Annotated in this window: 11 protein-coding genes; 6 read left to right on the top strand and 5 right to left on the bottom strand. The window is 56.3% G+C overall.

The features are described from left to right. The first annotated feature begins 95 nt into the window (after positions 1 to 95). Positions 96 to 2,540 (top strand): acyl-CoA dehydrogenase FadE, encoded by a 2,445-nt coding sequence (gene fadE, locus AAF463_RS04190; RefSeq protein ID WP_350261577.1) that lies wholly within the window; start codon positions 96 to 98, stop codon positions 2,538 to 2,540. 49 nt (positions 2,541 to 2,589) lie between these two features. Here fadE and mtnK read toward each other — a convergent pair whose 3' ends face one another. After that, positions 2,590 to 3,789, bottom strand: a complete 1,200-nt coding sequence (mtnK, locus tag AAF463_RS04185) for an S-methyl-5-thioribose kinase (protein WP_350261576.1) — start codon at positions 3,787 to 3,789, stop codon at positions 2,590 to 2,592. Between the two features lie 105 nt (positions 3,790 to 3,894). Between mtnK and mtnA the strand changes: the two genes are divergently transcribed. Next, positions 3,895 to 4,914, top strand: a complete 1,020-nt coding sequence (mtnA, locus tag AAF463_RS04180; protein WP_350261575.1) for an S-methyl-5-thioribose-1-phosphate isomerase — start codon at positions 3,895 to 3,897, stop codon at positions 4,912 to 4,914. Positions 4,915 to 5,042: 128 nt separating this feature from the next. Here the strand turns inward: mtnA and AAF463_RS04175 are convergent, their stop codons facing one another. From AAF463_RS04175 to AAF463_RS04165, 3 genes are read right to left on the bottom strand one after another with little or no spacing between them, the layout of a single operon-like run. Further along, entirely contained in the window at positions 5,043 to 5,585 is a 543-nt protein-coding gene (locus AAF463_RS04175) for an acireductone dioxygenase (protein ID WP_101762530.1), read from the bottom strand. Position 5,586: 1 nt separating this feature from the next. Further along, entirely contained in the window at positions 5,587 to 6,270 is a 684-nt protein-coding gene (gene mtnC, locus AAF463_RS04170) for an acireductone synthase (protein ID WP_350261574.1), read from the bottom strand. Continuing rightward, complete coding sequence (locus AAF463_RS04165; RefSeq protein ID WP_101762532.1) at positions 6,267 to 6,881, bottom strand: methylthioribulose 1-phosphate dehydratase; 615 nt, start codon at positions 6,879 to 6,881, stop codon at positions 6,267 to 6,269. The genes mtnC and AAF463_RS04165 overlap by 4 nt, the downstream gene beginning before the upstream one ends. A 131-nt stretch (positions 6,882 to 7,012) precedes the next feature. Here AAF463_RS04165 and AAF463_RS04160 point away from each other — a divergent pair, with 131 nt between their 5' ends. The 4 genes from AAF463_RS04160 (at position 7,013) to AAF463_RS04145 (ending at position 9,788) form a co-directional block, all read left to right on the top strand. Beyond that, positions 7,013 to 8,173, top strand: a complete 1,161-nt coding sequence (locus tag AAF463_RS04160; RefSeq protein WP_350261573.1) for a pyridoxal phosphate-dependent aminotransferase — start codon at positions 7,013 to 7,015, stop codon at positions 8,171 to 8,173. Then, the gene (locus AAF463_RS04155; protein ID WP_101762534.1) at positions 8,161 to 8,931 is read left to right on the top strand and encodes an amidohydrolase; all 771 of its coding nucleotides are present in this window, start codon (positions 8,161 to 8,163) and stop codon (positions 8,929 to 8,931) included. Before AAF463_RS04160 ends, AAF463_RS04155 begins: the two co-directional genes overlap by 13 nt. Before the next feature lie 132 nt (positions 8,932 to 9,063). Continuing rightward, positions 9,064 to 9,375, top strand: a complete 312-nt coding sequence (locus AAF463_RS04150) for a type II toxin-antitoxin system HigB family toxin (RefSeq protein WP_101762563.1) — start codon at positions 9,064 to 9,066, stop codon at positions 9,373 to 9,375. Continuing rightward, positions 9,372 to 9,788: a transcriptional regulator gene (locus tag AAF463_RS04145; protein WP_350261970.1), complete on the top strand. Its 417-nt coding sequence runs from the start codon at positions 9,372 to 9,374 to the stop codon at positions 9,786 to 9,788. The genes AAF463_RS04150 and AAF463_RS04145 overlap by 4 nt, the downstream gene beginning before the upstream one ends. 43 nt (positions 9,789 to 9,831) lie before the next feature. Here the strand turns inward: AAF463_RS04145 and katG are convergent, their stop codons facing one another. Further along, positions 9,832 to 12,030: a catalase/peroxidase HPI gene (katG, locus tag AAF463_RS04140; protein ID WP_192236761.1), complete on the bottom strand. Its 2,199-nt coding sequence runs from the start codon at positions 12,028 to 12,030 to the stop codon at positions 9,832 to 9,834. Between the last annotated feature and the right edge of the window lie 16 nt (positions 12,031 to 12,046).

Below are 12,046 nucleotides of genomic sequence, written 5' to 3'. Positions count from 1 at the left end.
AATTGCGATGTAAACAGATTGATAAATTTTGCCCCATATTCTAAACCTACACCCATAACAGGTCAGACCTCTTACTACTTATGGAGTGGTTCATTATGTTGGTTGCCTCAATCGTTGCGACGCTAATCCTGCTTAGCGTGTTGTTCTACCACCAAATTTCGCTTCAGCTGAGCAGCGTAATTCTGCTGCTGTGGACCGGCGCACTGGCGGCCGCTGACTTATGGACGCCATGGATGCTGCTGCCGCTGGCGATTATTCTGCTGCCATTTAACCTGCCGGTCATGCGTCGCAGCCTGTTCTCGAAACCGGCGCTGCACAGCTTCCAGAAAGTGATGCCGCCGATGTCGCGCACCGAAAAAGAGGCGATCGACGCCGGCACCACATGGTGGGAAGGCGACCTGTTCCGCGGCAAACCGGACTGGCAGAAGCTGCACAACTATCCGCAGCCGCGCCTGACCGAAGAGGAGCAGGCCTTTATCGATGGTCCGGTCGAAGAAGCGTGCCGCATGGCGAACGACTTCGAAATCACCCATGAAATGGCCGATCTGCCGCCGGAGTTGTGGGCGTATCTGAAACAGCATCGCTTCTTCGCCATGATCATTAAGAAAGAGTATGGCGGCCTGGAATTCTCCGCCTATGCGCAGGCGCGCGTGCTGCAGAAACTGGCGGGCGTCTCCGGCATTCTGGCGATCACCGTTGGCGTACCGAACTCACTCGGCCCCGGCGAACTGCTGCAACATTACGGTACTGATGAGCAGAAAGATCATTACCTGCCGCGTCTGGCGCGCGGTGATGAGATCCCGTGCTTTGCCCTGACCAGCCCGGAAGCGGGTTCGGATGCCGGCGCGATTCCCGATACCGGCGTGGTGTGCATGGGCGAGTGGCAAGGTCAGCAAGTGCTGGGCATGCGTCTTACCTGGAACAAGCGCTATATCACGCTGGCACCGATTGCCACCGTGTTAGGCCTGGCGTTCAAACTCTCCGATCCGGATCATCTGCTGGGCGAGACTACAGAGCTTGGCATCACTTGCGCACTGATTCCAACGCACACGCCTGGCGTAGAGATCGGCCAACGTCACTTCCCGCTCAACGTTCCGTTCCAGAACGGTCCGACGCGCGGTAAAGACATTTTCGTACCCATCGACTACATCATCGGCGGCCCATCCATGGCCGGCCAGGGCTGGCGCATGCTGGTGGAGTGTCTTTCAGTCGGTCGCGGCATCACGCTGCCTTCGAACTCAACCGGCAGCCTGAAAAGCATTGCACTGGCGACCGGTGCCTATGCGCACATCCGCCGTCAGTTCAAAGTCTCTATCGGCAAGATGGAAGGGATCGAAGAGCCGCTGGCACGCATTGCTGGTAACGCCTACGTGATGGATGCTGCCGCAACGCTAATCACTAGCGGCATTATGCTCGGTGAAAAACCTGCGGTGCTATCGGCGATTGTGAAGTATCACTGCACCCATCGCGGTCAGCGCGCGATTATCGACGCGATGGATATCGCTGGCGGTAAAGGCATTATGCTGGGCGAAAACAACTTCCTGGCGCGGGCTTATCAGGGCGCACCGATCGCCATCACCGTGGAAGGTGCTAACATCCTGACGCGCAGCATGATCATCTTCGGCCAGGGCGCGATCCGCTGCCATCCGTGGGTGCTGGAAGAGATGAACGCCGCAGCGAAAAACGATTTGGTGACCTTTGACCGCGCGCTATTCAGCCATATTGGCCACGTAGGCAGTAATAAAGTACGCAGCCTGTGGCTGGGCTTAACCGGCGGCCGCACTAGCGCCACACCAACCCGCGACGCCACGCGCCGCTACTATCAACACCTTAACCGTTTGAGCGCCAACCTCGCGCTGCTGTCAGATGTATCGATGGCGGTGCTGGGCGGCAGCCTGAAACGTCGTGAACGTATCTCGGCGCGTCTCGGCGATGTGCTGAGCCAGATGTATCTGGCCTCCGCCACCCTGAAGCGCTATGACGATGAAGGCCGCAACGAAGCCGATTTGCCGCTGGTACATTGGGGCGTGCAGGATGCGCTGCATCAGGCCGAAGTGGCGATGGATGATTTGCTGCGTAACTTCCCGAACCGCATGGTGGCCGGTGCGCTGCGACTGGTGATTTTCGCCGGTGGTCATCACTGCCCGGCACCGTCAGATAAACTGGACCACAAGCTGGCGAAACTGCTGCAGCTGCCTTCTGCGACCCGTACCCGTTTGGGCCGCGGCCAATATCTGGCACCAAGCGCACATAATCCTGCAGGTCAGCTGGAGCAGGCGCTGCAGGATGTGATGGCCGCCGAAGTGATTCACGATCGTTTATGCAAGCAGCAGAAAAAGCATCTGTCATTTACCCGACTGGATGCGCTGGCACAAGAGGGCCTGAAAGCGGGCTGGATTGATGAGAGCGAAGCGCAGGTCTTGATCCGTGCGGAAGCCAGCCGTCTGAAAGCGATTAACGTCGATGATTTCGCGCCGGAAGCGCTGGCAGTGCCAAAGCCGCAGAAGAAAGCCAACCCGCGGGCCAGTGAAGCCGCTTAAAACACAAAAGCCTCCGCATGGAGGCTTTTTTATTTCATTCACGCCAGCATTAACCCGCCTGACGAATCCGCGCAATCAGCGCATCGACATCAGCAACATGATCGGCAGCCAGAATCAGCGTGCGTCCCAACGTGATACAGCTGCGAATACACTCGGTGCGCATGGTTTGATCTTCAATCTGTTTGAAATCCGCAACGTGGGACATCCCCACCGTGCGACGGATCAACTCGGTACCGCAATAACCCAAGGTATCGCGCCACACTTTGCGCAGGAAAGATTCGGCGTAACCGGGATAGGCCAGCGCCACATCGCGGGTTTTCTCTTTCGCCAATTCCAGGAAGCGGCTGGCAAACTGATTACAAATATCCTGCACGTCACTCAGACGACGTTCACGCCCTTCTGCTGCCTCACGCGGCGCCAGCAAGCCCGGCAGGCAGCAGTAGTTGATCAGCAAGTTGCCTATCGCGCTGCCGACATCAAAACCTATCGGCCCAAAGTAACCAAACTCCGCATCAATCACTTTCAGGCTGCCATCGGCGACAAAGATGGAACCGCTGTGTACATCGCCATGCAGCAAGGCTTCCGCATCGGCGAAGAAACGGTGCTTGAGACCGGCCACGGCGATTTTTAGCGCATCGTCGCTGCGCAGGCTGACCACCAGCGATTCCAGCGCCGCAGGATATTTGTTGCGCTCATGGTCAATAAACGGATCGTTGAAGAATAAGTCTTCGGTGATTTCGCACATTTCCGGATTAATGAAACGCGCCACTTCGGCTTTTTTCTTATGCGGATGCAGGAAGAAATCGGAGGTATGGAACAGCGTCTGCGCCAGATATTCGCCAACCTGACGACCGGCCTGCGGATAATACGCACCCTTCACCAATTCGCTCCGCCAGATACGATGACTGGAGAGATCCTCCATCACCATCACCGCCAATTCGGCATCGTAATGAGTGACGTTGACGGTGTGCTGCGGGCAATGTTTGTAGTGCTCAATCAACGTCTGCGCTTCGAGACGCGCACGATCCAGCGTGAGTGGCCAGGATTCACCGACACAACGCACATAGGGCAGCGCCTGTTTTACCACCACACGGCTGCGGCCTTGATTATCGAAAATTTTAAACACCAGGTTGAGATTGCCATCCCCGATCTCCTCGGCGCTCGCCAGCGCTGACGGATCGTCCACGCCGCCAAATTGTTGAGCATATTCCACAGCATCGGCAGCATTGAACGTACGGTATTGCGACATTGCCTGTTCCTCGATTATCGATAGTAATAAGCCGTTCAGACGTCTATACATCCGTTACGCATGTTGGCACAATAGCCAGCATTAACGCAACAGGGATTTCACACCATGCAAACACTTCGTACCACCAGCCTTGAGGTCCGCGATAATCAACTGTGGATCCTTGACCAGCAGGCGCTGCCACAACAACAGAACTGGCTGCCCGCGCACAGCGTTACAGAGTTGGTCGAGCACATTCATGCCTTGCGCGTGCGCGGTGCGCCGCTGATTGGCCTCTCAGCCAGTTTGCTACTGGCGCTGCTGGGTGAACAAGGCGCCGCGCGCCCGGAATTAGCGACGGCGCTTGAGGTGCTGCGCGCGGCGCGCCCAACGGCGGTGAACCTGATGAATAACCTTGATCGCATGAAAACTGCGTTGGCCGAAAGTGATTTCGTCACGGCGCTGAGCCGCGAAGCACTGCGTCTGGTGGCCGAAGATAAGCAACTGTGTGACAACATCGCCCGCGCCGGCAGCACGCTGGTAAAACCGGGCAGCCAGCTGCTGACGCACTGCAATACCGGTGGGCTGGCGACGGCCGGCGTCGGCACGGCGCTCGGCGTTATCGCTTATGCCCACCAGCAAGGTTTGGTGAAAAATGTCTGGGTGGATGAGACGCGACCGCTGCTGCAAGGTGGCCGTTTAACCGCGTGGGAGCTGGGTGAGCTAAACATTCCTTATCAGCTGATTACCGACTCGATGGCCGCCAGTCTAATGGCGCGCGGCGTGGTCGATGCTATTTGGGTCGGCGCGGATCGTATCGCAGCGAATGGTGATGTCGCGAACAAGATTGGCACCTATAGCCTGGCCGTGCTGGCGCACTATCACGGTATTCCGTTCTACGTCGCCGCACCGCACACCACGCTGGATAGTCAATGTCCAAACGGCGACGCCATCCCTATCGAGCAGCGCGCCGCCAGCGAAGTGACCGGCGTTGCAGGCAGTTTTGGTAGCGTGCAGTGGGCACCGGAAAGTGCGGCAGTCTATAACCCGGCCTTTGATGTGACGCCAGCGGCGTTGATTAGCGGTTGGGTGCTGGATACCGGTGTGGTAACGCCAGCGCAGGTAGAGGAAGGAATATTTTTGCCGTAAATAGGCGCAATTTTCCCCTCACCCTAACCCTCTCCCACAACTGGGAGAGGGAACCGATCGAGCAAATCTGCACGCTTGGTTTTCTCCCTCGCCCGCTTGCGGGAGAGGGCCGGGGTGAGGGCAAAAAATCACGCCAAACGCGGATACGCATCAGCAATCTTATCGCCGGTGAAATTCGCGACCCAGCCTTCCTGATTATCGAAAATGCGGATCGCGGTAAAGTGCGGCTCAGAACCCATATCAAACCAGTGCGCCGTGCCAGCGGGCACCGAGATCAGATCATTCTTCTCACACAAAATCTGATACACCTCGCCCTCCAGATGCAGACAGAACAGCCCTGAACCTTCAACAAAGAAGCGTACTTCATCTTCGCTATGCGTATGTTCGTTAAGGAACTTGGTGCGCAGCACCTCTTTCTGCGGATTATCCGCACGCATGCTCAGCACATCCCAGCTCTGATAGCCCTTCTCGGCCACCAGACGATCAATCGCATGTTGATAGGCGTTAATCACCGTCTCTGCATCAGGATCCGCACCCAAATCGCGATCGGCTTCCCAGCGTTCAAAGCGCACGTTTTTCGCGTTAAGACGCTCGCGAATCGCCTCGGCATCGGTGCTGTGCCACACCGGTTGCTGGGCTTCGGTATCGGTAAAAATGGTCAATGCACTCATGTTAAATCGACTCCGGTTTAATCTGGGAAAAATCGTTGACCTGGTGATGACGACTGGCGTTATCCGCCGCGCCACGAATTAACTGCACGGTATGCCAGCCCGCATCCGCTGCCGCATCCAGCTCCTGATGAATATCCGACAGGAACAGCAATGACGCAGGCGCAAGGCCGATTTTTTCGGCGATATTGCGATACGATTGCGCTTCACGTTTCGCGCCGACGCCGGTATCAAAATAGCCGCTGAACAGCGAGGTTAAATCACCTTCATCGCTGTAGCCAAATAACAGTTTTTGCGCGGCGACCGATCCAGAGGAATAAACATACAGACCAATCCCCTGCTGCTGCCAGCGCGCAAAAGCCGGCAGCACGTCGGGATAAAGGTGGCCGGTGAACTGGCCTTCAACGTAGCCGGCGCGCCAAATCATGCCCTGCAGGGCTTTGAGGCCCGGTGACTTGCGATCCTCATCGATATAATTCGTGAGTGTGGTAATCAGCTCCTCCAGCGTGGCCTGAGGCGCAGCGGACTCTGCACGCACCACGTTGAGTGCGGCGGCGACGTTTTCATCGGTATAATTTTCCCGCACGTACGCCGCTAAATGCTGACGCGCATAAGGGAACAATACCTGATGCACAAACTGGATATCGCTAGTGGTGCCTTCAATATCGGTAACAATGGCGCGGATCATTTGGCCTCCAGCAGGCGACGTTGCAGTTCACATTCAAAAAGGAATTCCAGACCTTCCAGATGGCGACGCGCTTCGTTCACGTCCTTGCCCCAGCAGGTCAAACCGTGGCCGCGCAGCAGAAAACCATATTGCAGCGGCGTAGCGGCGGCAAAAGCTTCAATACGTTGCGCCAGCGCCGTCATGTCCTGATCGTTATCGAACAAGGGAATGGCGATGGTGTTCAGATGCGTCTGCTGTCCGGCCAGCGTTTTCTGCATCTCATAACCACTGAGCAGCAGCGCATCGCCCTTCTCTACCCGCGAAAGCACCGTCGAGTTGACCGTGTGCGTATGCAGCACCGCACCCGCCTGCGGAAACAGGCGATAAATCAAGGTATGCAGGCCGGTTTCCGCCGAAGGCGTGCGGCCCGATGGCACGGCGTTGGTAGCGATCTCAACCTGGATAAAATCATCGCGCGTCAGGCTGCCTTTATCTTTGCCGGACGCACTCAGCAGACAATACTCCGCATCCTGCCGCACCGACATATTACCGCCGGTCGCAGGTGCCCAGCCTTTGCCACCAATCCAGTGGCAGGCGGCCACTAAATGTTCCAGTGGAAGAAAATCCGTCATAGCGATATACCGACTCCGCAGGTTAGTTTAGACGTCTAAGCGTCTCGATTGCCAAATGTTAACATCCTGTTTATAGTGGCAGCAACACAGGGTTTCTCCGCAACGACATTCGCGCTTAAGACCACAAAACAATGACGCAGCACAACCTGATCCCCGAGAGCAAATTACCGGCGCTCGGCACTACCATCTTTACGCAAATGAGTGCGTTAGCTCAGCAGCACAACGCCATCAACCTGTCGCAAGGCTTCCCCGATTTTGACGGTCCGCGCTATTTGCAGGAGCGCCTGGCGCATCACGTGAGTCAGGGCGCCAACCAATATGCACCGATGATCGGCGTACTGCCACTGCGTGAGGCGATTGTTGAGAAAACCGCCGCGCTTTACGGCCACACGCCTGACGTCAACAGCGATATCACCGTGACGACGGGCGCGACAGAAGCGTTGTACGCAGCGATCACCGCGCTGGTGCGTCAAGGTGATGAAGTGATCTGCTTTGACCCAAGCTACGACAGCTACGCGCCTGCGGTGCAACTGGCGGGCGGCGTGTTAAAACGCATCGCCCTGCAGCCGCCGGGTTTTCGCGTTGACTGGCGCGAATTCCGCAGCCTGCTGAGCAGCAAAACCCGCTTAGTAATCCTGAACACGCCGCATAATCCGTCCGCCACCGTGTGGCGCAAAAGCGATTATGCCGAGCTGTGGCAGGCGATTGCTGAGCAGGAAATCTATGTGCTGAGCGACGAAGTGTATGAGCACATCTGTTTCACCGAAGAGGGCCACGCCAGCGTGTTAGCGCATGCTGAACTGCGTCAGCGATCCATCGCGGTGTCATCCTTTGGTAAAACCTTCCACATGACCGGCTGGAAAGTGGGTTACTGCATTGCCCCGGCGGCGATCAGCGCTGAAATCCGCAAGGTGCATCAATATCTGACCTTCTCGGTGAATACGCCGGCACAACTGGCGATTGCCGACATGCTGCGTCAGGCGCCTGAGCACTATCGCGAACTGCCGGAGTTCTACCGCGCGCGCCGCGATCGCTTTATCCAGGCGCTCTCCGCCAGCCGTTTCAAGCTGCTGCCGTGTGAAGGCACTTACTTCCTGCTGGTCGATTACAGCGCCATTTCCGATCTGGATGACGTGAGCTTCTGCCAGCTGCTGACCAAGGAAGTCGGCGTGGCGGCGATTCCGCTGTCGGTGTTCTGCGCCGAACCTTTCCCGCACAAGCTGATTCGCCTGTGCTTTGCCAAACAGGAAGCGACGCTCGACGCCGCTGCGGAGCGCTTATGTCAGCTTTGAAAATTACCGTTCTGCAGGAAACCCTGAGCTGGATGGATGGCGCGGCTAACCTGCGTCATTTCGACGGTGTGCTGAAAGGCATTGCAGGCCGCGACATCATTCTGCTGCCGGAAATGTTCACTACCGGTTTTGCTATGGAAGCTGCCGAAAGTTCGCTGCCGCAGGATGACGTCGTGGCGTGGCTGCACGCGCACGCGCAAACCAGCAATGCGTTAGTCGGCGGCAGCGCGGCAATCCAGACGGAAAAAGGCGCGGTGAACCGCTTCTTGCTGGTCGAGCCAGACGGCACGCTGCATCAGTACGACAAACGTCACTTGTTCCGCATGGCCAATGAACATCAGCACTATGTGGCGGGTGAAACACGTGAAGTATTTGAGTGGCGCGGCTGGCGGATTCTGCCGCAAATTTGCTACGACCTGCGCTTCCCGGTTTTTTCGCGTAACCACAACGATTACGATTTGGCGCTGTATGTCGCCAACTGGCCGGCACCGCGTGCGCTGCACTGGCAATCGCTGCTGTTAGCCCGTGCAATTGAAAACCAGGCTTATATCGCCGGTTGTAACCGCGTCGGCAGCGATGGCAATCAGCATCAATACAGTGGCGACAGTCGAATCATTTCACCGCTGGGTGAGATTCTGGCGAGTGGAGAGCCCTTTGCGCGTGCGCGTCTTGATGCGGAGCTTTCGCTGGAGGAGCTGCAAGCCTACCGCGAACGCTTCCCGGCTTGGCGCGATGCGGATGGGTATACGCTGAAGTAACCTCTTTGCCGCGTGGACGCTGCGCGGCACATTTTCCCCTCTCTTAAAAACCCGCTAAAATTTTGTTTCCTGCTTGGAAACATGGCATTATTGCGCTACGATGTTTCCATGTTGGAACATGTCGAGGGAATGATGCACGTTATCTCAAGGAAAGTGTTTACAGAAGCGACACGGAGTTTTCCAAATGATGCAGCAGCATTGGATGCAACTTATCGAACTTTAAATGGCAACGATTTTGCCGATCCAGATGCGCTCAGAGCCTTTTTTCCAAGTCTTGACCGAATGAAATACCGGGCGAAATGGTGGGTGATTAACGTGGGTGGAAATAATCTCAGAGTGATGTTTTTTGCTGATTTTATAGCCCAACGAATCTTCATTAAACACGTTGTAACGCATGCCGAGTATGACAAATGGGTAAAGCATTATCGGGAGAACAAAGAATGATCGCCGAAGCCATCCAGGCCAGCAACAATCTGATTAAAGCCGTCCCGCTGCTGGGCGGAAGTAACGCGAAAGCTGATTATGAGCAGGCGTTAGAACTGGTGGAGTATCTGATTGAACATCAACCTGATCATCCGCTGGTTGAAATGCTCACCGATAAAGTGGCGAAATATGAAGATAGTGCGCCGGAATTTGCCGCGTTCAACGCGCGTGTCACTGCATTACCTGGCGGTGTCGCGTTACTGCGGGTGTTGATGGATCAACATAATCTCAACCAGTCATCCTTAGTGAATGAAATTGGTCAGCGTTCTTATGTAAACCGAATTTTGAAAGGAGAACGTTCGTTGACAGACAAACACAAAGCCGCGCTGGCTAAACGTTTTAACCTGCCTTTCGAAGCGTTTCGCGAAGATTAAAAGAGGAAGCCGCAGCGGAGAAATCCGCTGCGGCTTTTTAAGCTTACAGCTCGAAGCGATCCAGATTCATCACTTTGGTCCAGGCGGCAACGAAGTCGGTCACGAACTTCTGCTTCGCATCGCTGCTGGCGTAAACCTCGGCCAGCGCGCGCAAGATAGCGTTCGATCCAAACACTAAGTCGGCACGTGTCGCAGTGAACTTCACTTCGCCGCTCAGACGATCGCGACCTTCAAACAGCTCTTCGCTCTCATCGGTGGCTTTCCACGCGGTGCGCATGTCGAGCAGATTAACAAAGAAATCATTGCTCAGTACGCCAACGCGATCGGTAAATACACCGTGCTGGCCGCCGTCGAAGTTGGTGCCCAATACGCGCAGGCCACCGAGCAATACCGTCAATTCTGGCGCGCTCAGCGTCAGCTGTTGGGCTTTATCCAGCAGCAGCGTTTCGGTTGAAGAACCTTTGGCGCTGCGGCGATAGTTACGGAAACCATCGGCCAGCGGCTGCAGGAAGTTGAACGACTCAACGTCGGTTTGATCCTGACGCGCATCCACACGGCCCGGCGTAAACGGCACTTGCGTTGCTACGCCAGCGGCTGAAGCGGCCAGTTCGATACCTACGCTACCTGCCAGCACAATGACATCGGCCAACGATGCTTTGCCTGATTCCTGCTGAATCTTCTGCAGAGTTGGCAGCACATCATTGATTACGCTGGCATTCACCGCCCAATCTTTCTGCGGCGCTAACGCCAGACGCGCACCGTTGGCACCGCCACGTTTGTCCCCGCCACGGAAGGTGGAGGCTGAAGCCCAGGCCACTGAAACCAGCTGGCTGACGCTCAGACCTGAAGCCGCAATGCGCGCTTTAATCTCGCTGATATCAGCCGGCGTTGGCTGATGAATCGCCTGCGGTAACGGATCCTGCCACAGCAGATCTTCCTTCGGCACTTCCGGACCGATGTAACGCGCTTTTGGTCCCATATCGCGATGCGTCAGTTTGAACCAGGCGCGGGCAAAGGCTTCGTTGAACGCCTGTGGATCGTTGAGGAAGCGGCGCGAAATCTTGCCGAACTCTTCATCGAAACGCAGCGTCAGATCGGTTACCAGCATGGTCGGTTTACGTTTTTTCTCCGGATCAAACGGATCCGGGATAATCGCTTCGGCATCAACCGCTTCGAACTGGATGGCGCCCGCTGGGCTGCGTGTCTGCACCCATTCGTATTTGAACAGGTTCTCGAAGAAGTAGTTGCTCCACTGCGTAGGAGTTTGCGTCCACACCACTTCCAGACCTGAAGTGATGGCATCTTTACCCACGCCGCTGCCATAGCTGCTGGTCCAGCCAAGGCCCTGCGCTTCAATCGGTGACTCTTCAGGATCAACGCCAACATGGCTGGCTTCTGCCGCGCCGTGGGTTTTACCCAAAGTATGACCGCCAGCAATCAGCGCCACGATCTCTTCATCGTTCATGCCCATGTTGCCGAAGGTGGCACGAATCGCCGGCGCCGCTGATTTTGGATCGCCGCTGGCTTCCGGGCCTTCCGGGTTGACGTAGATCAGGCCCATTTCGGTAGCGCCCAGCGGTGCATTGGCCAGCGCTTCTGGATGGCGATGCGCCAGCCATTCGGTTTCGTGGCCCCAATCCACATCCATATCCGGTTCCCACACGTCTTCACGACCGGCACCAAAGCCGAAGGTGCGGAAGCCAGCGTTTTCCAGCGAGACGTTACCCGCCAGGATATAGAGATCGGCCCAGGAAATTTTTTGACCATATTTCTGTTTTACCGGCCACAACAGGCGACGCGCTTTATCGAGGCTGACGTTATCCGGCCATGAGTTCAGCGGCGCAAAACGCTGCTGACCGCGACCTGAACCGCCACGACCATCAATGGTGCGATAAGTACCCGCGCTGTGCCACGCCATGCGAATGAACAGCCCAATATAGCTGCCCCAGTCGGCTGGCCACCAGGATTGCGAATCGGTGAGAAGTGCGCGGATATCGGCTTTTAACGCGGAGTAATCCAGTTTGCTGAATTCGTCGCGGTAGTTGAAGGTGTCACTAAGCGGGTTGGAACGGTTGGAGTGCTGGTTTAACAGATCGACGCGTAACATATTGGGCCACCAGTCGCGGTTGGATGTACCGCCACCGGCGCCGCGCGCCAGAACACTCTTCTCTTCAGACGCCCCGTGATGAAAGGGGCACTTGCCTGCGGCTGCTGCATTATCGTTATTGTCGTGCGTGCTCATGTTTATCGGCTCCATT

It is taken from the genome of Pantoea sp. BJ2 (assembly GCF_040255075.1).
Taxonomy (GTDB): domain Bacteria; phylum Pseudomonadota; class Gammaproteobacteria; order Enterobacterales; family Enterobacteriaceae; genus Pantoea; species Pantoea leporis.
Note: the sequence above shows the minus strand (reverse complement) of the source record. Positions and strands in the feature narration are given on the sequence as shown.

Coding starts and splice junctions, on each gene's coding strand:
- fadE (WP_350261577.1), top strand. CDS start 96: ATGTTGGTTGCCTCAATCGTTGCGACGCTAATCCTGCTTAGCGTGTTG.
- mtnK (WP_350261576.1), bottom strand. CDS start 3,789: ATGTCGCAATACCGTACGTTCAATGCTGCCGATGCTGTGGAATATGCT.
- mtnA (WP_350261575.1), top strand. CDS start 3,895: ATGCAAACACTTCGTACCACCAGCCTTGAGGTCCGCGATAATCAACTG.
- AAF463_RS04175 (WP_101762530.1), bottom strand. CDS start 5,585: ATGAGTGCATTGACCATTTTTACCGATACCGAAGCCCAGCAACCGGTG.
- mtnC (WP_350261574.1), bottom strand. CDS start 6,270: ATGATCCGCGCCATTGTTACCGATATTGAAGGCACCACTAGCGATATC.
- AAF463_RS04165 (WP_101762532.1), bottom strand. CDS start 6,881: ATGACGGATTTTCTTCCACTGGAACATTTAGTGGCCGCCTGCCACTGG.
- AAF463_RS04160 (WP_350261573.1), top strand. CDS start 7,013: ATGACGCAGCACAACCTGATCCCCGAGAGCAAATTACCGGCGCTCGGC.
- AAF463_RS04155 (WP_101762534.1), top strand. CDS start 8,161: ATGTCAGCTTTGAAAATTACCGTTCTGCAGGAAACCCTGAGCTGGATG.
- AAF463_RS04150 (WP_101762563.1), top strand. CDS start 9,064: ATGCACGTTATCTCAAGGAAAGTGTTTACAGAAGCGACACGGAGTTTT.
- AAF463_RS04145 (WP_350261970.1), top strand. CDS start 9,372: ATGATCGCCGAAGCCATCCAGGCCAGCAACAATCTGATTAAAGCCGTC.
- katG (WP_192236761.1), bottom strand. CDS start 12,030: ATGAGCACGCACGACAATAACGATAATGCAGCAGCCGCAGGCAAGTGC.